The organism is Mycobacterium botniense, from assembly GCF_010723305.1.
In the GTDB taxonomy this organism is placed as follows: Bacteria; Actinomycetota; Actinomycetes; order Mycobacteriales; family Mycobacteriaceae; genus Mycobacterium; species Mycobacterium botniense.
Genome location: NZ_BLKW01000004.1, coordinates 1,842,532 through 1,863,701 on the forward strand (window position 1 = coordinate 1,842,532; position 21,170 = coordinate 1,863,701).

Below are 21,170 nucleotides of genomic sequence, written 5' to 3' on the forward strand. Positions count from 1 at the left end.
GCTGGGCGCATCATGCGCCGCCGAGTTTCTTGACGATGTCTGCCGCTGGCCCCGGGCAGGCCGAGCGGTACCCAGTTCCGGCCCACAAATTCGTCCCGTGCGGGTCATCCCGCGCGACCGCGGCCGCGCGGATCGGTGCCGTCATGTGGTTAACCTCCGGATAACCCAGCGGCGCAACGTCGTCGAGGAGACGGGTGAAGTCGTTTTCCAGACCACGCGCATACCGGCCCGAAAAGGCCCGGGTAACGACGGTGTTGCTGAATTGCGGGTTGCGCAGCGCGCTTCGATGCACGGAGTTGGTGCCCGCCTCGTCGGCCAATAGCAGTGCGGTGCCGACCTGGGCGGCCACCGCTCCTCTGTTCAATACGCCGGCGACGTCCTCCGGGGTACCCAGACCACCGGCCGCGATGAGCGGAACGTCATGAGTCGCAGCGATCCGGTCGAGCAGTTCACCCAATGATTCGGTGCCGGGTCTCATGTCGGGCGCGAACGTGCCGCGGTGTCCCCCGGCGCCCGGTCCCTGCACCACCAAGCCGTCCGCACCCGCTGCGATGGCCACGCCGGCCTCATAAGCCGATGTCACCGTGATCAGCAGCACGATTCCCAGCGATCCCAGCCAGCGCAACACGTCCGGTGACGGGGCGCCGAAGGTGAAAGACACCACCTCGGGCCGAAGGTCGGCCACCACCTCGAGCTTGCGCGTCCAGCCGTCGTTGTCGCCGAAACGGGGCATCCCGACCTCGACGTCGTAGTGTTCGGCCACCTCATCGAGCGCCTCGGCGTAGTGCTCCAACTGCAGGTAGTCGGCCACGCTGGGTTGGGGCACGAACAAGTTGGCCCCAATCGGGCCCGTGGTCGCGGCGCGGGCGGCCGTGATGTCCTCGGCGAAACGCTCCGGGCTCAGATACCCGCCGGCCACGAAGCCAAGCCCGCCGGCATTGGAGACCGCGGCCGCCAGCTCCGGCGTACCAGGACCGCCGGCCATCGGCGCCCCGACCACGGGCACCGCAAGATCCCAGAAGCCCAATACCATCGCGCTACCGTATCAACTCCCGAAGCTGTTGGGGCAACGACCGTTTAGACTGATGCGGCCCGAGAACAGCAGCGCCGTAACGGTTGCTCAACACCCGACGCGCCACGGCGTTGACCTCTTGCACGGTGACCGCGTCGATCTGCTGCAAGGTCTGCTCGATACTGCGGTGCTCGCCATAATTCAGTTCGCTGCGGCCGATGCGGTTCATCCGTGAACTGGAGTCTTCCAGACCCAGCACGAGCCCGCCGCGCAGTGAACCTTTGGCGATCCGGCACTCCTGCTCGGTGATCCCATCGCGTGCCACCGATTCCAGCACGTCGCTGATCACTCGCATCACGTCGGCGAAACGCTCCGGCAAACACGCCGCATACACCGACAGCGCCCCACTGTCGGCGAAGATGTCCAACGACGAGTACACCGAATACGCCAGGCCGCGGCACTCTCGAACCTCTTGGAACAGCCGCGAACTCAACCCTCCACCCAGCGCGGTGTGCAGCACCGACAAAGCCCAGCGGTGCTGCCAGTGCCGCCCCGGTGTCCGCACCCCCAAGGACATGTGTGTCTGGTCGGCCTCCCGATTGAGCACCGCCAAGCCGGGCTGCCCGCCCACCCGTCCGGCGCCTTTGCGCGGTGCCACCGGGCGCCGTCCCCGCACCAACCGCGGTCCGAAGTGTTCTTTCACCAGCGCGAGCACCTCGTCGTGATCGACATTGCCCGCCACCGCCACCACCATCCGCTCCGGCGTGTAGCGCCGCCGATGAAACGAGTGCAGTTGAGCCCGCGTCATGGTTGACACCGATTGCACGGTGCCGATCACCGGACGTCCCACCGGGTGCTCACCAAACAACGCCGCCAGGAACAGGTCGGCCAGCGCGTCTTCCGGGTCGTCGTCACGCATCGCGATCTCCTCGAGCACGACATCGCGTTCCAGCTCGACATCGTCAGCTGCGCAACGACCGTTGAGCACCACATCGGCGACCAGATCGATGGCCAGCTCCAGATCGGCGTCCAGCACATGCGCGTAGTAACAGGTGTGTTCCTTGGCGGTGAACGCGTTCAGCTCACCGCCGACCGCGTCCATCGCCTGCGCGATGTCGACCGCCGTGCGGGTCGGGGTCGACTTGAACAGCAGGTGCTCCAGAAAGTGCGCGGCCCCGCCACTGTCGCACCCTCGTCGCGCGATCCCACCCCGACCCAGACGCCGACCGAGGCAGAATGCACGGCCGGCAGGTACTCGGTCACCACCCGCAAACCACCCGGCAATATGGTGCGCCGCAAAGCAGCGGCCGGCTCGACGCTGTGCCGGCCGCGCCGCAGGGCGCCCGACTTAGCTGCTGGCCGTCGCGGCATCGGCTGGCGCGGCCTCACCCGTGGCGGAGTCTGCGTCGGCCGACTCGGGGACCAGAACCAACGAGATCTTGCCGCGTTTGTCGATATCGGCGATTTCCACGCGCAGCTTATCGCCCACGTTGACGACGTCCTCGACCTTGGCGATGCGCTTGCCTTTGCCGAGTTTGGAGATGTGCACCAGACCGTCACGGCCCGGCAGCAGCGACACAAACGCACCGAAATCGGTTGTCTTGACAACAGTTCCGAGGTATCGCTCTCCGACCGTGGGCAGCTGCGGATTAGCGATCGCGTTGATCCGGTCGATCGCGGCCTGCGCTGACGGCCCGTCTGTGGCTCCGACGTAGACGGTGCCGTCATCCTCGATGGAGATCTGCGCACCGGTCTCCTCGGTGATCGCGTTGATGATCTTGCCTTTGGGCCCGATCACCTCGCCGATCTTGTCCACCGGCACCTTGATCGTGGTGACCCGCGGCGCATATGGGCTCATCTCGTCGGGTTTGTCGATCGCCTCCGCCATGACGTCCAAGATGGTCAGCCGGGCGTCCCGGGCCTGGGCGAGCGCCCCGGCGAGCACCTGCGAGGGGATCCCGTCGAGCTTGGTGTCCAGCTGCAGGGCGGTGACGAAGTCACGGGTGCCGGCGACCTTGAAGTCCATGTCCCCGAACGCGTCCTCCGCACCCAGGATGTCGGTCAGCGTGACGAAGCGCCGCTCGATTCGTCCGTCGGGTAGCTCGACATCGTCGGAGACCAGGCCCATCGCGATCCCGGCCACCGGTGCTTTCAGCGGCACCCCGGCGTTGAGCAGCGCCAGCGTCGACGCGCACACCGAGCCCATCGATGTGGAGCCGTTGGAGCCCAGTGCCTCGGATACCTGCCGGATGGCGTACGGGAACTCCTCCAGGCTGGGCAGCACCGGCACCAGCGCCCGTTCCGCCAGTGCGCCGTGCCCGATCTCACGCCGCTTGGGTGAGCCGATGCGACCGGTCTCCCCGGTGGAGAACGGCGGGAAGTTGTAGTGGTGCATGTAGCGCTTGGTGGTTTCCGGCCCCAACGAGTCGATCTGTTGGGCCATCTTGATCATGTCCAGTGTGGTCACACCCAGAATCTGTGTTTCGCCGCGTTCGAACAGCGCGCTGCCGTGGGCCCGCGGCACCACCGCGACCTCGGCCGACAACGCGCGGATGTCGGCGACACCGCGCCCGTCGATGCGGAAGTGGTCGGTGAGGATCCGCTGGCGCACCAGTTTTTTGGTCAGTGCGCGGAATGCCGCGCTGATCTCTTTCTCCCGGCCGGCGTAGGTGTCGGCAAGCCGCTCAAGCACCTGGGCCTTGATTTCGTCGGTGCGCTGGTTGCGCTCGGTCTTGCCGGCGATGGTCAGCGCGGCGGCCAGCTCGTCGGTAGCGATCGAGGAGACCGCGTAGTAGACATCGTCGCCGTAGTCGGGAAACAACGGGTACTCCCCGACCGGTTTGGCGGCCACATCGGCGAGTTCCTGCTGCGCGGCGCATAACGTGGCGATGAACGGTTTCGCGGCCTCCAGACCTTCGGCCACCACGGCTTCCGTCGGTGCCTGGGCGCCGTGCCCGATGAGTTCGATGACGTTTTCGGTGGCCTCGGCTTCCACCATCATGATGGCGACGTCGGGTTCGCCCGCGCCGGCGGAGTTGATCACGCGACCGGCCACCACCATGTCGAAGACTGCCCGCTCGAGCTGCTCGACCGTGGGGAACGCGACCCAGGTGCCGTCGATAAGCGCCACCCGCACCCCGCCGATAGGCCCGGAAAACGGCAGACCGCCCAGCTGAGTGGAGATGGACGCGGCGTTAATCGCCAGCACGTCGTAGAGCTCGTTGGGATCCAGGCTCAGGATCGTCACCACGATCTGGATCTCGTTACGCAGTCCCTCGACGAACGACGGGCGCAGCGGGCGGTCGATGAGCCGGCAGGTCAGGATTGCGTCATTGGACGGCCGGCCCTCGCGCCGGAAGAATGACCCGGGAATGCGGCCGGCCGCATACATGCGCTCCTCGACGTCAACCGTCAGGGGGAAGAAGTCGAACTGCTCCTTGGGGGTCTTGCCGACGGTGGTGGCTGACAGCAGCATGTTCTCGTCGTCAAGGTAGGCGACGGCCGAACCGGTGGCTTGCTGAGCCAGCCGCCCGGTCTCGAAACGGATGGTGCGGGTGCCGAAGCTCCCGTTGTCGATGACAGCGGTCGATTCGAACACGCCTTGGTCGATTTCAGCTACAGACATGGACGTCCGTGTGGCCTCTCTGGAGTTATTCAACTATTTCGCGTGGTCACACACCCCTGAGGGTTCTCCAGGACAACCCGTAGCTCGAAGAACGCCGGCCTGGATGCGGCTACGGCCGTCGATCGAAGCGGCCGATCTACCCCGGTGCGGGGAGCCCGGCAGCCACTACCGAAGACCGCCCGATACAGACCTGGCCTTTCTCGTTGGTGGTCCCGTCGTGACCCGCTGGAACGGCGCGCGGAGCTGCGCGAACCGCACCAGTGCTCTGGCCGAAGCGGCTCAGAACGCCACCACTCTACACGTCTACCTGGTGATCTCCGCCACGAATAGCAAGTCCGCTGCACGTTCCCCGGCGATCCTGCCCGGTTAGGCAACGTTCTCCACACATACCGCAAACCGCCGCTGGGTGTAGGCGTAGCCCACCCCGCTCGCGCACTGGTCGACGCTGACCGGCTCGGGGAGGTTCCGCAGAATCTGTGTGGCTCGCTGGCGATGCGGCACGGTGTGGTCGTTGCAGTCGACCCGCAACGGGTCGGCGTTGGTTGCCGGGTCCACACTCATACAGCCGCCGACCACCCAGTCGATGTCCAGGCATGCGGTGTTGCTCGTGTTGGTGAACATAGTGCGCATCGAGTACGACGAGTCCACGTCGGCCGGGCACTGCTCGCGGGTCGCGACCGTGGCCGCGACTCTGAAGGTGGACAGAGGGCTGCCGCACTGCACTTTGATGACCTGCGGCCGTTCCGCGGTACCACCGAGCCGCAGACAATCGCCAACCGTTAGGTCTGCCCAGTCCGCCATCGACGAGCACCCGGTCAGTGCCCCGATGAGCGCGACTGCGGCGATCGCTGCCGCAGGCAAAGCCCGCATCGCGGCAGGCTAGCGGCGCAGACCCAGCCGCTCGATGAGGGAGCGGTAGCGCTCCACATCGATCTGGGCCACATACTTGAGCAGCCGCCGCCGCCGCCCCACCAGCAGCAGCAACCCGCGCCGGGAGTGATGGTCGTGCTTATGCACCTTGAGGTGCTCGGTCAGGTCCGCAATCCGCTTGGTCAGCAGCGCAACTTGCGCCTCCGGGGATCCGGTGTCGGTCTCATGCAGACCGTACGTTCGCAGGATTTCTTTCTTCTGCTCGGCTGTCAGCGCCACCACTGTCTCCTTGGTCCGCGTCGTGAATTCGGTGCGGCCGCCGCGAACTGCAGCACGCCCGGTGTCGCGGGCAAGTCTAGCAACCGGCCCGGCGAAGATGCGGCCCGCGTCGGCGGGGAACCAGCCGGGCCCATCGGTCGTGAACGCCGCAGGATTAGCCGGCCGACAGCAACGCACGCGCCCGCTCCGTGTCGGCGGTCATCGCGGCGATCAGCGCTTCCACCGTGTCGAACTTGCGCTGTGACCGGATGCGTGCGACGAAATCCAGCGCCACATGCTGTCCGTAGAGGTCAGCGACGGTGTCCAGCACGTAGGCCTCCACGGTGCGGGTGCGTCCGGAAAAAGTGGGGTTGGTGCCGATGGAGACCGCGGCCCGGTAGCGTTCACCCGGCGCCACGGTTCCGGTCACCGGTCCGTGCCCCAGCACAGTGAACCAGGCGGCGTAGACACCGTCGGCCGGGATCGCCGAATACATCGGTGGCGCCACGTTGGCAGTGGGGAACCCCAGCGCAGTGCCCCGGCCGTCGCCGCGGACCACCACGCCCTCGACGCGGTGCGGGCGGCCCAGGGCCTCGGCGGCGGCTACCACGTCACCGGCATCCACGCACGATCGGATATAGGTCGAGGAGAACGTGACGATCTCGCTGTCGTGCCGCTCAGAGACCAGTGACATCGACTCCACCGCGAATCCGAAGCGCTCACCGGCCCGGCGCAGCGTCTCGACGGTGCCGGTGGCCTTTTTGCCGAAGGTGAAATTCTCCCCCACAACGACTTCCACCACGTGCAGACGCTCAACCAGCAGCTCATGGATGTAGCGCTCTGGGGTGAGCTTCATGAAATCGCTGGTGAACGGCATCACCAGGAACACATCGACACCCATCTGCTCGACCAGCTCGGCCCGGCGGGCCAGGGTCGTCAGCTGAGCCGGGTGACTGCCCGGGAAGACCACCTCCATCGGGTGCGGGTCAAACGTCATCAGCACCGTCGGCAGACCGCGCGTCCGGCCGGCCTTGACCGCGTGCGCGATCAGCTCGGCGTGTCCGCGGTGGACGCCGTCGAACACCCCGATAGTGACCACACACCGGCCCCAGTCCGTGGGGATCTCCTCTTGTCCCCGCCACCGTTGCACAACCGCCAGCCTACGGCGCGCTGAGGCCTAGCCGGAGCCCCGGACTCGGTGATAGTTGCCTAGACTTCCCGGTGTGAGCTCTGACGACGAGCCGGGCACTCTGACCACGGTTGCGCAGGACTACCTGAAGGTCATCTGGACCACTCAGGAGTGGTCGTTGGAGAAGGTCAGCACCAAGATGCTGGCCGAAAAGATCGGCGTGTCGGCCAGTACCGCGTCGGAGTCCATCCGCAAACTCGCTGAGCAGGGCCTCGTCGACCACGAGAAATACGGTGCGGTGACGCTGACCGAATCCGGGCGGCGCGCGGCACTGGCGATGGTGCGCCGGCACCGGCTGCTGGAGACTTTCCTGGTCAACGAGCTCGGCTACAGCTGGGACGAGGTGCATGACGAAGCCGAGGTGCTCGAACACGCCGTCTCCGACCTGCTGATCGCGCGGATCGACGCCAAACTCGGGTTTCCCCAGCGCGACCCGCACGGCGACCCGATCCCGGCTTCTGATGGGCAGGTGCCCACGCCGCCGGCACGTCAACTGTGGGCCTGCCGCGACGGGGACACTGGGACGGTGGCCCGTATCTCTGATGCCGATCCGGAGATGCTGCGCTATTTCGACAGCGTCGGGATCCACCTCGACTCGCGGGTCGAGGTGTTGGCCCGCCGTGAATTCGCCGGCATGATCTCGGTGGCGATCCGCTCGAACGAGGGCAGCGACACCACCGTTGATCTCGGTAGCCCTGCGGCGCAAGCGATCTGGGTCGTGCCTTGCTGAGCACCGGATGCGCCACCTGCGAGACTATCGCGTTCCACCGGCCGTCGGCGTATCCGCGCCGGCGCCCGGCCGGGCTTCCGCGGTCGACCGTTATCCGCCGAGCAGGCCCTTAGCGATGTGGGTTACCTGCACCTCGTTGCTGCCGGCGTAGATCATCAGCGACTTCGCATCGCGGGCCAGCTGTTCCACCCGGTATTCGGCCATGTACCCGTTACCACCGAACAATTGCACGGCCTCCATCGCAACGTCAGTCGCCGCTTCCGACGAGTACAGCTTGATCGCTGAAGCTTCGGCCAGCGACGGCGGCTTTCCCGCCCGGATGCGCTCCAGAGTCTGAAAAACCATGTTCTGCACGTTGATCCGGGCGATTTCCATCCTGGCTAGCTTCAACTGGATCAATTGGAATTGACCGATGTTGCGGCCCCACAGGCTGCGGGTCTTGGCGTAATCGACACACAGCCGGTGACATTCGTTGATGATCCCCAACGCCATGAGGGCCACGCCAAGCCGCTCGGCCAAGAAGTTCGCTCGCGCACTGTCGCGCCCGTCCCCTGCGGTGTGGTGCTCAGTCTCGCCGAGCAGCCGGTCACGCGTCAGCCGCACGTTGTCGAAGAACAACTCACCGGTGGGCGAAGACATCATGCCCATCTTCTTGAATGGCTTGCCCTGGGTCAGCCCCGGCATGCCGGCGTCCAGCACGAAAGCCAGCACCGGGCGGCTGCGCCAGTCAGCCGCCGGATCGCCGTCGTCGAGTTTGGCGTAAACCACCAACACATCGGCGTAGGGACCGTTGGTGATGAAGGTCTTCCGCCCATTCAGGATGTAGTCTTCACCGTCGCGCTGGACCCGGGTTTTCATGCCGCCAAAGGCATCTGAGCCCGAGTCCGGTTCAGTGATCGCCCAGGCCCCGATCTTGTCGAGTGTCACGAGCTGCGGCAGCCAGCGCTGCTTCTGCGCAAGCGTGCCCCGGGTCATGATCGTCGCCGCCGCCAAACCCAGGCTGACGCCGATGGTGCTGAGCAAACCGATGCTCACCCCGGCAAGTTCAGAGACCAGCACGGCCAGCGTCGATAGCTGTCCGCTGAGTTCCCCCAAACTCAGTGGAAAACGGTTATGCTCGATCGAGCGCTCACCGTCGGCGGCGCGCTGGCCCTCCAGCATCGCCTTGACCGCCTCAGCGGCCAGCACGTCCAGGCCGAACTCGCTGAACAGTTTGCGCGCGATGGGATATGGTGGCAGCTCCCCGGTTTCCAGCGCGTCCAGATGCGGACGAATCTCCTTGTCGATGAATTTGCGAGCCGTGTCTCGCATGATCAGATCGGTGTCAGACCATTCGAACATCGTGAACTCCGGTCCCGCTCAGTGCGGCAGCCGCGCGGCGATGTCGTCAATCAGCCACGGACCGTCCGTCTCAATCGTCTCGACGTCATGCCAGCCCGACAGCCGTGAGATCGCGCCACCCTGAACCGCGTAGACCTGCCCGCTGACCGGGCACTTCTCGCTTGCCAGGTAAGCCACCAGCGGGGAGATGTTCGCCGGGCTGAACAGATCCAGCTCACCGTCCGCGGGCTCGGCCATCAACTCACCCATACCGGGAGTGGCGAGCGTGAGCCGGGTGCGCGCGATCGGGGCGATCGCGTTGACCCGCACACCGTAGCGGTCCAGCTCCTGGGCGGCGATCAGCGTCAGCGCAGCGATCGCCGCCTTCGCCGCCCCGTAGTTGGCCTGCCCCGGGTTCGGCAGCGTCGTTCCAGACCCGGAGGCCGTATTGATCACCGCGGCGCTGGGTTGAGCCCCGGCCTTCGACTGCGCTTTCCAGTATGCGGCCGCGTGGCGCAACATCGCGAAGTGGCCTTTAAGGTGCACGGCGATCACCGCGTCCCACTGTGATTCCGTCATACCGGCGATGTAGGCGTCTCGCAGAATACCGGCGTTGTTGACCAGCACATCCAGGCCGCCGAACTCGTCAACCGCCTGCTGTACCAGGGCTTTGGCGCTCTGCCAGTCCGCGACGTCGTCGGTGTTGGCGACTGCGGTGCCGCCGTTGGCGATGATCTCGTCGACCACATCGTGAGCAGGACCGGCGTCGCTGCCCTCGCCGGCGTTGTCGCCGCCGCGGTCGTTGACGACAACCTTGGCACCTTCCCTCGCGAACAGCAGCGCATGCTCGCGGCCGATGCCGCGCCCCGCGCCGGTGATCACCGCGACCCGCCCGTCCAATACACCCATGACGGCATCTCCTCGTCAACTTGTCGTCTTCACTCGGTGATTTCGGCCAGCCCATCGGTAATGACGAAGTCCTCACCCCTGGTGGTCTCGAATGCATAGCGGGTCGTACCGTTGTCGCGTAACACCGTCCAGATCCGGGTTTCCAGATCATCGCCGGGAAGCACTGGTGTGGAGAAACGCGCCGCAAGCCGCTTCAGCCGGGTGACGTCAGCGCCGTCGACCGCGGTCAGCAGCGCCCAGGAGGCGAATGCCATCGTACACAGCCCGTGCGCGATAATGCCCGGCAGACCAGCACTTTTGGCAACGTCCTCGTCGAGGTGAATCGGCATGGGGTCCCCCGAGGCGGCGGCGTAGCGGAAAGTCTGGTCAGTGTCGATGTGCTGCGCCACCGTAGCCGCCGGCGGCTGCATGCGCAGACCCTCGTCGAACTTGTGCCCGGGGCTGAGCGTGCCGACAGATTTGCCAACAGTGTAACCCCTGACGAATGCGGTCACATACTGCTGATTGACCAGTTCACCTGCCTCGGTGCGACATTCGAGCAGGATCGCCGCCCGGGTACCTTTCTCCAAGCCCTGGTAGCCGACCATCTTACCGCGCGACACCAGCCTGTCGCCCGGAAAAATCGGGCGATGAAAGTGGAAATCCTGCTCCCCGTGCACTATTCGTGGGATCAGCTCGACCGGCATCACATCGACCGCCGGTGTCAGCAGCGCTTCGAAGACCGGCACGATCGCGAATACCGGCGGTGCTACATCGCCGCGACGGTGCGCTTCGATGGGATCGTTAGTCGCAGCCGCATACTCCGCCAGGCGCTCTCGGGTCACTTCGAAACGCACCTCATCGGTCCAGCGGTCTAAGCCGCTGTCATCGAACGTCAGCTCATCATCCATGCGGAAAACCTTGTCACGCTGAGGCCGATGCCAGCGCGTCAAGCTGCTTTAATGTCCTGTCAAGCTGTTTGGCGCCGTCTTTTTCCACCGCCTTGCCCAAAGCCCCCTTAATCAAGGCACCGTCGAAATCGCCGGTCACGGTGAACTTCGCTCCGCTGCCTGCCGGCTCGATGGTGAACGCGAATTCCGCCTTCACACCGGCCATACCGGTACCGCTCAGCACCAGGCTTCGCGGTGCGTCGACCGATTTAATGGTCCATTCGATCTTGTTGGCCATGCCTAACATCACGATCTTCGCGGTGAGCGTGGCCCCCTGCGTCAGGGTTTCAGGCGGCTGCTCCAGCCACTTGTCGTGAACCGTGAACCACTTGTCCCAGTTTGGAAGGTCACACACCGTAGCCCACAGCGCATCGGGTCGGGCGGATAGCTCGCGAGTGGCTTCGATATGTCCCATACGCCGCTCTCCTCGCCGCGCTCAGCGTTCAGCCCGCTGGTAGGCGGTGACCACCGCGGCACCGCCGAGCCCGATATTGTGCTGCAACGCCGCTGTCACATTCTCGACCTGGCGCTGGTCCGCTTCACCGCGCAGCTGCCAGGTCAGCTCGGCGCATTGAGCGAGCCCGGTGGCGCCCAGCGGGTGCCCTTTGGAGATCAGGCCGCCCGACGGGTTGACCACCCAGCGCCCGCCGTAGGTGGTGTCACCGTCGTCGATCAGCTTGGGCGCCTCACCCGGCGCGCACAACCCGAGCGCTTCGTAGAGCAGCAGCTCGTTGGCAGAGAAGCAGTCGTGCAGTTCGATCACCTGGAAGTCTTCGGGGGCAAGACCAGATTGCTCGTAGACACTTTGTGCCGCACGGACATTCATGTGGTAGCCGATGAGCGCCTTGCAGCTGCCGTCGAATGTGTCCTCGAAGTCGGTCGTCATCGCTTGGCCGACGATCTCCACCGCCCGGTCGGCCAACCCGTGGCTGTCGACGAAAGCTTCGGAGGCCAGGATCGCCGCGCCCGAACCGTCTGATGTCGGCGAACACTGCAGTTTGGTCAGCGGTTCGTAGATCATCCGAGAAGCCAAGATGTCCTCCAGCGTGTAGGACTCCTGGAACTGGGCGTATGGGTTGTTCACCGAATGCTTGTGGTTCTTGTAACCGATCTTGGCGAAATGCTCCGGGGTGCTGCCGTATTGCTTCATGTGCTCGCGGCCGGCAGCGCCGAACATCCACGGCGCCGGCGGCAATGCCACCTCCGAGAGTTCGGCCATCGCCTGGATGTGCTTGTCCATCGGCTGGGTGCGATCGTCGTACATCGACCCCAGCGAGCCCGGTTTCATCTTCTCGAAGCCAAGCGCTATGGTGCAGTCAGCCAACCCTCCGCGAATCGCTTGTGCCGCAAGGAATAGCGCAGTCGAGCCAGTCGAGCAGTTGTTGTTGACGTTGACGACCGGAATTCCCGTCATGCCCAGTTCGTACAGCGCCCGCTGCCCTGACGTCGACTCGCCGTAAACATAGCCGACGTAGCCTTGTTCGACCTCGCGGTAGTCGATGCCCGCGTCGGCCAGCGCCCTGGTTCCGGACTCCCTGGCCATCTCCGGGTAGTCCCAGCCCTCGCGACGACCGGGTTTCTCGAATTTCGTCATGCCGACACCGACGACATAAACCTTGTTTGACATCGCATTCCTCCCGGTCCGTCACTCACCGGTACCGAAACCACCGGCTGGCAAATCTCTAAGCCCGGTGATAAACCATACAGGTCTGATTGTATCTTGACTAGCCTGCACAGCAGGGCACAGACACCTCGGCACAGCCGGCGGCCGCCCGCCGACCGCGATGCGCCGCTGATCGCGCCGGGCGCCGCGGGCGTTCCCGTCTGCTGGTTGGGGCCTCTGACGGCCAGGGGAGATCGGGCCGCCTGCGTCGCTCACCCCGACCGTGGCGGGTGGCTCAGCGGCCGTCGATACGCGCCGGCATCGCCCGGGTCCCTGGCGGGCCCGGCGGCACAACATACCCGGCAGTGTGTATCTTGTGCAGCGCTGATCCGGTGGGCAGGATGGACCGTGTTGGTCGGCCCGCTGACTCGCGCGACGCACCCCAGACTCCAGATGTGGGGCCCGGTGGCGGTGGCGATTGTCAGCACCGCGCTGATCGGATGGTCGCCGACGATACCGTCGGCGCTGGGGGCCGGGGCGGACGCGGTGAGCGCGGACACCGTGTTACTGGCCGGCGGCACGGCATTGATCATGGGGGGCACCGGGCCGTGCTGCACACAGCCAGAGCCACCGCCGAGCCCCTCCTACGTCGCGGCCGTTGACCGGCTCTACGTCAGCCCCCACTTTCCGGGATACACCGTGGAGGGCCTGTACACGCCCGAACAGTTTCACCCGTTTACCGGGCTGACCAGCGCAACCTTCGACCAGTCGGTCAGTGCGGGCGCCAGCGACCTGAACACCGCCATCATGCAGCAATTCGCCGCGGGAAATAACGCCGTCGTTTTGGGGATCTCCCAAAGCGCTACGGTCGAGACCCTGGAGCTGGAACACCTGGCCGCCCTGCCTGCCGATGCCCGGCCGGGTTCAGACCAACTGTCTTTCGTGCTGCTCGGTGATGGCAACAACCCCGACGGCGGCTTCCTCGCGCGCTTCCCCGGACTGGACATCACGTCCATCGGTTTGACCTTCTCTGGTGCCACCCCCGACGATGTTTACCCAACCGCCGTCTACTCACTCGAATACGACGGCTGGGCCGACTTCCCGCGGTACCCGATCGATATCCTGGCGGACCTCAACGCCTTTGCGGGCATGGCTTTTGTGCACGGCTTATATCCGGATCTCACGTCCACCCAACTTGCCACGGCTGTCGCAGTGCCGACGGAGGGACCCACCCTCACCACCTACGAGCTGATTCCCACCGAAAACCTGCCGCTGTTGGATCCGGTGCGTGACATCCCCATCGGAGGCAACGCGCTCGCCGACCTGCTGCAGCCCGACCTCAGCGTGATCGTCAACCTGGGCTACGGCAACCCCGACTACGGCTGGTCGACCGGCCCGGCGAATGTGGCCACTCCGGCCGGGCTGTTCCCGCCCCTCAACGACATCGCAGAGGCCATAGCGCTGCTGATGCCGGACACCGTGCGGGGCGTCGACAATGCACTCGCCGCGGTCGGTTTGCCGCCGCTGCCGAACCTGCCGGTGCCCTCGTTCCTGCCGGATCCGGTGAACTTCTCGCTGCCGAGCTGGCCGGCCGCTTTGACCATGACCGATACACTTGCCGTTTCGCCGCGCGTCGGCGCTGTCATCGACGGCGCGCTGAACGAGCTGGATTCTGTGCTCAATACCGCCATCAACGACGACATCGATCCCGTCATTCAGGGGGCCGTTTATGCCGTCGGTGATCCGCTTCGGGCTGCCGCCACTGCTCTCGGCGCTCCGGAGCGGATCACCAACGCCATCTACGTCGGCGAGCAAGCATTACCCAGTGTTCTTGAGGGGCCCGGTACTTTCGTCACCAATGACGTGCACTTCCTGGTCACCGCGATCGAGGATTTGGCTGCCGGCAACCTCAGCGGGTTCGGTCAGGAGCTCCAGCTGATCCCCGCGGCCGATATCACCCTGGCGGTGATGGTGGGGGCTTTACTGCCCGCTTTGGCGCTGGAGGATATCCTCGCCGGCATTCCGTTCAACATCTGACCCGCCGTCCAGCGATGCGGGCGGCAGCAGGCCGGTCATGATGGGGCGTAGGTGCACGCCGGCACGCTCCCATCGCCGCCGGGCACGGCGGGTATCGCGATCGACGAAGCTCGCGACCAGAATTCCGCGCAACGCGTCCATTGCGGTATAGACGGCGTTGCGGAGTTCTTTCTGCGCGGGGTGCTTTGGCAGCAACTGAGCGATAGCGGCGACCAAAGTGCTGTTGACAACGGGTTCGACCCGCTCGATTTGACGCGCCAGCACCGGATTGGTGCGGGCGGCGACCCAAAGCTCCATACTGGCAACGAACATCGGCCCCTGATGCGCGTCCCAGAGAAAATCGAGCACCATCGCCACCGGGTCGGCGCTCGCTTGGGCGCGGCTGAGTTCACGGATTGCCGCCTGGGCGCGCTGTTGGGCCAGATGTTCGATGGCCGCCACCACCAGATCTTCTTTCGACCGGAAATGGTGGATCTGAGCGCCCCGGGTCAGTCCCGCCAGCTCCGCCACCCGCGGCGTGGTCGTCTTCGCGTACCCGTAGGTGACCAGGCATTCGATGGTGGCGTCGAGCAAACGCGCGCGCGTCGCGGCGCTCCGCTCTGCCTGCGTACGCCGCGCCCCCTGGCCGTCTGCGCTCGTCGGCACCGCTGCCCGCTCCTTGCCTCTCCGCCTCGACTGGGCCCGATGTGCGCTCAAGCATACATGCTCGATTGTATGTAAATGCGGCCGGCGGTGGGCGCCCGACCCGCGTCTACAGCGTGGCCGGCCGGATGACCACCACCGGGCTGGTGCGCGGGCCTTCGTCGCGCAGCAACGCGATCACCCGGTCCTCGGCCGTGGTGGCCGCGTAGATGCCGTCGATACCGGCCGCTGCGAGGGACCCGCCGTTGCTGACGGCCCGGGCCTCGTCCGTGCTGATGTCACGGCGGGGGAACACCAACAGGCAGGCCTCGTCGAGGGTGTGGCTCAGCCGCGGGTGCTGGGCCAGCTCGTCAAGACAGACCGCCTGGTGCAATCCGAACCGGCCAACGCGGGTGCGCCGCAACATAACCAGATGCGCGCCGACCCCGAGTGCCGCACCGAGATCGCGGGCCAGGGCGCGGATGTAGGTCCCCGACGAGCAGTCCACCTCGACGTCGACATCGATGAGCGGACCGTGGCGGCGCGCCGCCAGCATCTCGAACCGCTCGATGCGCACGTTTCGGGCCGGCAGCTCGACGGGGCGGCCTTCGCGGGCAAGCCGGTAGGCGCGGCGGCCGCCGACTTTGACCGCGCTGACCGCCGGGGGAACCTGGGTGATGTCGCCGCGCAGCGCGGCGATTGCCGTCTCAATCGCCGCGTCGGCGAGGTGTGAGGCCGGAACATCCTGCAGCACTTGGCCTTCAGCGTCACCGGTGGAGGTGGCCTGGCCGAGCCGGACCGTGGCGGAATACGACTTGGACGCCCCCGCCAGCAGGCCGAGGATCTTGGTGGCACGGTCGATGCCGATCACCAGCACCCCGGTGGCCATCGGGTCCAGCGTCCCGGCATGTCCTACCCTGCGCGTGTTGAAGATCCGCCGGCAGCGCGCGACCACGTCGTGGCTGGTCATTCCGCCCGGTTTGTCGACGACGACGATGCCGGCGTTCATAGCACGATCGCGGTCACCACCAGGCCGCGACCCACCGCCCATCGACCGCTCAGCGTGGTCAGCGGCGGCCCCGTCAGCGTCGTGCCGTCGACGAGGAGGTGCGAGACGAACCGGCCGGCGCTTGCCGAATCGTCGGCGTCGAAGGTAACACGGGCGTCCTCGAAACCCAGCCAGCGCTTGGTCAGCGGGAACCACGCCTTATATGTTGCTTCCTTCGCGCAGAAAAGGATTCGGTCCCAATGCAGTCCGACGGGGCGGTCTTCGATGTCCCGGCGTTCCTCGGGCAGGCTGATCGCGTCCAGCACCCCTTCGGGCAGTACGTCGTGCGGTTCGGCGTCCACACCTACCGAGCGCACAGCGGCGCGCCGGCCCACCACGGCACCGCGGTATCCGGTCGTATGCGTGAGACTGCCGACGAGGCCGTCGGGCCACAGTGGTTCACCCTTGTCGCCCTTGAGGATCGGCACCGGCGGGAACCCGAGCCGACTCATCGCTATCCGGGCGCAGTGGCGCACGGTGATGAATTCGTTGCGCCGCTTGGCAACCGAGCGCGCGACAAACGGCTCTTCGTCGGGCAGGGCGGTCAGGCCCGGCGGATCCGAGTACAGCTCCGTGTAGGCCAAATTCTGGCTGGCAGCAGGCAACACCGACGACATTAACAGGGGTTCTGTCATTGCCGTTGACGCAGCCGTTGCCGGAACCGCTCAGCCTGCTCACGCATTTCGGGAGTGATCACAAAATGTCCCCCGAACTCGTTGAGATAGCCTGGCGCATACTGCGGATCCGGCAGCACCTGGCGCAACCAGCTGTAGGGCCTGCGCCGGCGCCACTCCCGTGGGTAGCCGACCGATACCTCTTCGAAACGCACGCCGTCATACCAGGTGGTGCGCGGAATGTGCAAATGCCCGTACACCGAGCAAGTCGCGTTGTAGCGGGTGTGCCAGTCTGCAGTCTCAGTGGTCCCGCACCACATCGAAAACTCCGGGTAGAACAGCGCGTCGCAGGGCTCGCGTACCAGCGGGAAATGGTTGACCAGCACGGTGGGTATCATCCAGTCCAGCTCTTCGAGGCGGGCACGGGTCAGACGTAACCGCTCGCGACACCACGCCTCGCGAGTGGCATAGGGCTCGGGGGAGAGTAAGAACTCGTCGGTGGCCACCACGTTGCGTTGCCGCGCGATCGCCAGGCCTTCGGCTTTAGTGGTCGCCCCTTCGGGCAAGAAGCTGTAGTCATAAAGCAGAAACATCGGCACGATGGTGGCCGGACCGCCCCGCTCCGTCCACACCGGGAAAGGATGCTCGGGTGTGACGATGCCCATCTCGTCGCACATGTTGACCAGGTATTCATAGCGGGAGCGGCCGAAGATCTGCACCGGATCTCTACCGGTGGTCCACAGTTCGTGGTTGCCCGGCACCCAGATCAGCTTGGCGAACCGGCGGCGCAGCAAATCCAGTGACCAGCGGATGTCATCGATGCGTTCCCCGACGTCTCCGGCGACGATCAGCCAGTCGTCCGGTGATGAGGGCCGCAGCGACTCGGTGACTGGCTTGTTGCCGAGGTGGCCGATGTGCAGGTCGGAAATCGCCCAGAGGGTCGGGGGTCCCGCGCCTGTTGCCACGCCTTCCCACCCTAGCCAGCCCGGTGGCACCGGTTCGTCCCCCATGCCCCCTCACCCGCCGCGGGGAGCCGACGCCACGAGAACAGGTTCTTGTTTCCGCTGTGGCGGCACGCGCGGCGCTTGTACACTCCCGGCATCGGCTGGCGGAAAACAGGGGGTGCGATGCTCACCAGGGTGCGCCTGCTCATCACGCTGGGAGCGCTGGCCGCGGCGATCACCATGGGCTGGCCCAGCGCGCCACCCCGTGCCACCAGCGGGGCGGCCGTGGCGCTGCGATCGACCCCCGAACCGATGACCACGACCATGAAAAGCCCGATCGTGGCGACCACCAATCCGCGCCCGTTCGACCCGTGCGAGGATATCCCGTTCGACGTGATCCAGCGCCTGGGCCTGTCGTTCACCCCTCCCGAGCACGAGGAAGGGCTGCGCTGCCACTACGACGCCGGCAACTACCAGCTGGCCGTGGAGGCCATCATCTGGCGTGGGTACGCGGAGACGCTGCCGCCCGACGCCGTCGAGACGACGATCAACGGCCACCGCGCCGCCCAGTACTGGGTGCTCAAGCCGACCTACCACAACAGCTACTGGTACGTGTCGTGCATGGTGACGTTCAAAACCAGCTACGGGGTGATCCAGCAGTCGCTGTTCTATTCGACGATCTACTCCAATCCCGATGTCGACTGCCCGTCGACCAACTTGCAGCGGGCACAGCAACTTTCCCCCTACTACGTTTTTTAGCGGTTTTTTTAGCGGTTTTTTTAGCGGTTTTTTTAGCGGCCTCGTTAGCGGGGTTGTCAGCAGCTCTTGTGGAGGTCTTTTGTCGGCCTTTTCGCCCGGTCTTTGCGCCCGGCATCGGCACAGCCCGGCGCAGTGGGGCGTACAGCGGCGGGGCCGCCTCCCACAGCCGTCTGCGCAGGGTCGGACGCTCAGGACCAGCAGCCGCCCCCTAATCTGAGCCGGTGACGACCACTTCCACCGGACCGCCGCGCGGGCTGCGCTGGCTCGCCAGGCGAGTCGGCAGCCGCGCACTCGGCCGAATGCTGGGCCTGCCCCCGGCAACCACCGGGTACACGGTCCGCCGGGTTCGGGTGCCGATGCGCGACGGGATCGAGCTGCTGGCTGACCACTACGCTCCCACCAGTGCCGGCACACCCGGCGGAACCCTGCTGGTCCGCGGACCCTATGGACGCGGGTTTCCGTTTTCGGTGGTGTTCGCGGACCTCTACGCCGCCCACGGCTATCACGTCGTGCTGCAGAGCGTGCGCGGGACCTTCGGCTCGGGCGGAGTATTCGAGCCGATGCGCAACGAAGCTGCCGACGGCGCCGACACCGTGGTGTGGCTACGCGAGCAACCGTGGTTCACCGGCCGCTTCGCCACCATCGGAATCTCGTATCTGGGGTTCACCCAGTGGGCGCTGCTCACCGATCCTCCGCCGGAGCTGGCGGCGGCGGTCATCACCGCCGGCCCACACGACTTCAGCCTCTCGTCATGGGGCACCGGCTCGTTCGCGGTCTCCGACTTCCTGGGCTGGAGTGATCTGATCGCCCACCAGGAAGACCCTGGACGACTCCGGGCCGCGATCCGCCAGCTGCGGGCCCCGCAGCAGGTGACACGCGCGGCGGGTGAGTTGCCGATGGGGGCGGCCGGCCGGGCGCTGCTCGGCACGGGTGCCCCCTGGTACGAATCGTGGCTGGAACATCCCGACCGCGACGACCCGTTCTGGGATCCGCTGAAGTTCGATGACGCGCTGGAGCGGGTGCAGGTTCCGGTCCTGCTGGTGGGCGGCTGGCAAGACCTGTTTATCAACCAGACGATCGAACAGTACCGCCGGCTGCGCGAGCGGGGGGTGGACGTGGCGCTCACGGTGGGGCCGTGGACCCACACGCAACTGCTCACCAAAGGGCTGAGCACCGTCACCCGGGAATCGCTGGACTGGCTGGACACCCATCTGCGCGGTGCGCCCGGGCCGCGGCGGCGCAGCCCGGTCCGTGTCTTCGTCACCGGCGCCGGGTGGGCTCACCTGCCCGATTGGCCCCCGGCAACGACTCAGTACGCGCTCTACCTGCACCCCGGCGGCGGCCTGGCCGAGACGCCGCCACCGGCCACCTCGCCGCCCGCGACATTCCGGTATGACCCCACCGACCCGACACCGACCATCGGTGGTCCGCTGCTCTCCCCCGTCGGCGGTTACCGCAACGACACCCGCCTTGCCCGGCGCGACGACGTGCTCACCTTCACCGGCGCGGTGCTCACCGACGATCTCGATGTGCGTGGCAACCCGGTCATCGAGCTGGCACATACCTCCGACAATCCTCATCTGGATGTGTTCGTGCGGGTGAGCCAGCTCGACGCCCGGGGCCGTTCGGTGAATGTCAGTGACGGCTACCGGCGGCTGGCCGAGCCGACAGATCGCATCCGTGTCCGGCTCGATGCCATCGCCCATCGGTTCACCGCGGGATCGCGTATCCGGGTTCTGGTCGCCGGGGGCTGCCATCCCCGCTACGCGCGCAACCTCGGCACCGGCGAGCCGATGGTGTCGGGGGTGCGGGTCCAACCAGTCACCCACGTGGTGCATTTCGGAGCCTCGCGGCTGCTGCTTCCGGTCGCGTCATCCGACGGCGTCGCGCACCCGGGCGGCGACCCGGCGTAGGGTCGCGTCGTCGTGCACCGGGGCGGCCAACCGGGCTGTCACCGGCAGCTGCACCCAGCTGGTGCAGCCGGCGTACTCGGGTGTGCGGGTCAGCGGCAGCGGCTCGACCAGCGGCACGGCCTGCACCACCAACACCGCCAGCCGATGCTTGGGCCGGAAGTCGAGCCGATCAGCGCGCACCGACTCGGCGGTCCAGATGTGCAGGTCCTCGATCGCCTCCAGGTTATCCGGACGGTTAACCGACACTGCGGCAACGACTTTCGCTGCAGCGCGCACAGTCACCTGCTCACCGGTGCTGTCGGCGGCTGCGGCGGCGAGCAGGTCTCGGTGTTCTAGCCGGACCCGCTCGGCGTGGCTGTGGGCCACCGTGGGGAACAGCAGAAACTCCCGGGCCGCCACCTCGAAGCGCTTCTCACCGATGCCGCCCTTGCGCAGCAGCACCCACTGGCGCCCGTCCAGCAGCGCGCGCACCACCGCACTCCACTCCTTGAGCGCAGGGACCGTCGCAGGCTCGGCCGCTGAGGCCGCCGGCTCGCCTCTGCCCGGTCCGGTGCCCATACCTTCGACGATAGGGGCCCGCCGGCTCCGCCGCCCGCGATCCCTGGGATTCCTGCGAATCACTTGCAGTCTTAGTGTGACGCAGATTACAGTCGTGCTGGACCGTCGGTTGACCGAATCCACAGCCACCCCCAGAGGCGAAAGCGATGACGCCACCAGCGCTGGCGGACTCCGCACCCACACCACCACACACGATCACCGATCGCGCAAAGCCGGCTCACCCGCCCGGGA

19 protein-coding genes and 1 pseudogene are annotated in these 21,170 nt (G+C 66.2%); 4 read left to right on the forward strand and 16 right to left on the reverse strand.

Annotated elements, in window-relative coordinates; genetic code table 11:
* Positions 1 to 10: 10 nt before the first annotated feature.
* From G6N08_RS18520 to G6N08_RS18545, 6 genes and pseudogenes are all read right to left on the reverse strand, one after another.
* A complete protein-coding gene (locus G6N08_RS18520; protein WP_163759748.1) occupies positions 11 to 1,033 on the reverse strand; it encodes a nitronate monooxygenase in 1,023 nt (340 codons plus the stop codon).
* 4 nt (positions 1,034 to 1,037) lie between these two features.
* Positions 1,038 to 2,383 (reverse strand): annotated as a pseudogene (locus G6N08_RS18525) (M16 family metallopeptidase).
* Positions 2,361 to 4,637, reverse strand: coding sequence for a polyribonucleotide nucleotidyltransferase (locus G6N08_RS18530; RefSeq protein WP_163759751.1), 2,277 nt, complete (start codon positions 4,635 to 4,637; stop codon positions 2,361 to 2,363). The pseudogene G6N08_RS18525 and the gene G6N08_RS18530 overlap by 23 nt, the downstream one beginning before the upstream one ends.
* A 366-nt stretch (positions 4,638 to 5,003) precedes the next feature.
* The gene (gene lppU / locus G6N08_RS18535; RefSeq protein ID WP_163759754.1) at positions 5,004 to 5,507 is read right to left on the reverse strand and encodes an LppU family putative lipoprotein; all 504 of its coding nucleotides are present in this window, start codon (positions 5,505 to 5,507) and stop codon (positions 5,004 to 5,006) included.
* Positions 5,508 to 5,516: 9 nt separating this feature from the next.
* Positions 5,517 to 5,786, reverse strand: coding sequence for a 30S ribosomal protein S15 (rpsO, locus tag G6N08_RS18540; protein WP_163759758.1), 270 nt, complete (start codon positions 5,784 to 5,786; stop codon positions 5,517 to 5,519).
* A gap of 154 nt (positions 5,787 to 5,940) precedes the next feature.
* A complete protein-coding gene (locus tag G6N08_RS18545; RefSeq protein WP_163759761.1) occupies positions 5,941 to 6,915 on the reverse strand; it encodes a bifunctional riboflavin kinase/FAD synthetase in 975 nt (324 codons plus the stop codon).
* 73 nt (positions 6,916 to 6,988) lie between these two features.
* Here G6N08_RS18545 and mntR point away from each other — a divergent pair, with 73 nt between their 5' ends.
* Positions 6,989 to 7,684 carry a manganese-binding transcriptional regulator MntR gene (mntR, locus tag G6N08_RS18550; protein ID WP_163759764.1) on the forward strand — a complete coding sequence of 232 codons (696 nt, stop codon included), beginning with the start codon at positions 6,989 to 6,991 and terminating at the stop codon, positions 7,682 to 7,684.
* 90 nt (positions 7,685 to 7,774) lie between these two features.
* Here the strand turns inward: mntR and G6N08_RS18555 are convergent, their stop codons facing one another.
* Genes G6N08_RS18555 through G6N08_RS18575 form a run of 5 tightly spaced genes read right to left on the reverse strand, consistent with a single transcriptional unit; the run spans position 7,775 to position 12,469 of the window.
* Positions 7,775 to 9,025 carry an acyl-CoA dehydrogenase family protein gene (locus tag G6N08_RS18555; protein WP_163759767.1) on the reverse strand — a complete coding sequence of 417 codons (1,251 nt, stop codon included), beginning with the start codon at positions 9,023 to 9,025 and terminating at the stop codon, positions 7,775 to 7,777.
* A gap of 18 nt (positions 9,026 to 9,043) precedes the next feature.
* Complete coding sequence (locus G6N08_RS18560; RefSeq protein WP_163759770.1) at positions 9,044 to 9,913, reverse strand: SDR family oxidoreductase; 870 nt, start codon at positions 9,911 to 9,913, stop codon at positions 9,044 to 9,046.
* A gap of 29 nt (positions 9,914 to 9,942) precedes the next feature.
* Entirely contained in the window at positions 9,943 to 10,803 is an 861-nt protein-coding gene (locus G6N08_RS18565; RefSeq protein ID WP_163759773.1) for a MaoC/PaaZ C-terminal domain-containing protein, read from the reverse strand.
* 13 nt (positions 10,804 to 10,816) lie between these two features.
* Positions 10,817 to 11,257 (reverse strand): type II toxin-antitoxin system Rv0910 family toxin, encoded by a 441-nt coding sequence (locus G6N08_RS18570; protein WP_163759776.1) that lies wholly within the window; start codon positions 11,255 to 11,257, stop codon positions 10,817 to 10,819.
* A 21-nt stretch (positions 11,258 to 11,278) separates the two neighbouring features.
* The gene (locus G6N08_RS18575) at positions 11,279 to 12,469 is read right to left on the reverse strand and encodes a lipid-transfer protein (RefSeq protein ID WP_163759779.1); all 1,191 of its coding nucleotides are present in this window, start codon (positions 12,467 to 12,469) and stop codon (positions 11,279 to 11,281) included.
* 441 nt (positions 12,470 to 12,910) lie between these two features.
* Here G6N08_RS18575 and G6N08_RS18580 point away from each other — a divergent pair, with 441 nt between their 5' ends.
* Complete coding sequence (locus tag G6N08_RS18580; protein ID WP_246216805.1) at positions 12,911 to 14,482, forward strand: PE-PPE domain-containing protein; 1,572 nt, start codon at positions 12,911 to 12,913, stop codon at positions 14,480 to 14,482.
* On the opposite strand, the gene G6N08_RS18585 is transcribed toward G6N08_RS18580, so the two are convergent.
* The 4 genes from G6N08_RS18585 to pptH form a co-directional block, all read right to left on the reverse strand.
* A complete protein-coding gene (locus G6N08_RS18585; protein WP_163759781.1) occupies positions 14,426 to 15,127 on the reverse strand; it encodes a TetR/AcrR family transcriptional regulator in 702 nt (233 codons plus the stop codon). The genes G6N08_RS18580 and G6N08_RS18585 overlap by 57 nt on opposite strands.
* Before the next feature lie 106 nt (positions 15,128 to 15,233).
* The gene (gene truB, locus G6N08_RS18590; protein ID WP_163759784.1) at positions 15,234 to 16,112 is read right to left on the reverse strand and encodes a tRNA pseudouridine(55) synthase TruB; all 879 of its coding nucleotides are present in this window, start codon (positions 16,110 to 16,112) and stop codon (positions 15,234 to 15,236) included.
* A complete protein-coding gene (gene pptT, locus G6N08_RS18595) occupies positions 16,109 to 16,786 on the reverse strand; it encodes a 4'-phosphopantetheinyl transferase PptT (RefSeq protein ID WP_163759787.1) in 678 nt (225 codons plus the stop codon). The genes truB and pptT overlap by 4 nt, the downstream gene beginning before the upstream one ends.
* Positions 16,783 to 17,775, reverse strand: coding sequence for an ACP phosphodiesterase PptH (pptH, locus tag G6N08_RS18600; RefSeq protein WP_163759790.1), 993 nt, complete (start codon positions 17,773 to 17,775; stop codon positions 16,783 to 16,785). The genes pptT and pptH overlap by 4 nt, the downstream gene beginning before the upstream one ends.
* A 117-nt stretch (positions 17,776 to 17,892) precedes the next feature.
* On the opposite strand from pptH, the gene G6N08_RS18605 reads away from it, so the two are divergent.
* Positions 17,893 to 18,468 (forward strand): DUF3558 domain-containing protein, encoded by a 576-nt coding sequence (locus G6N08_RS18605; RefSeq protein WP_218033399.1) that lies wholly within the window; start codon positions 17,893 to 17,895, stop codon positions 18,466 to 18,468.
* A 221-nt stretch (positions 18,469 to 18,689) separates the two neighbouring features.
* Positions 18,690 to 20,381 carry a CocE/NonD family hydrolase gene (locus G6N08_RS18610; protein ID WP_246216807.1) on the forward strand — a complete coding sequence of 564 codons (1,692 nt, stop codon included), beginning with the start codon at positions 18,690 to 18,692 and terminating at the stop codon, positions 20,379 to 20,381.
* Here the strand turns inward: G6N08_RS18610 and G6N08_RS18615 are convergent.
* Positions 20,340 to 20,939: a DUF1802 family protein gene (locus G6N08_RS18615; RefSeq protein WP_163759796.1), complete on the reverse strand. Its 600-nt coding sequence runs from the start codon at positions 20,937 to 20,939 to the stop codon at positions 20,340 to 20,342. The two genes, G6N08_RS18610 and G6N08_RS18615, sit on opposite strands and share 42 nt — an antisense overlap.
* Positions 20,940 to 21,170: the final 231 nt, after the last annotated feature.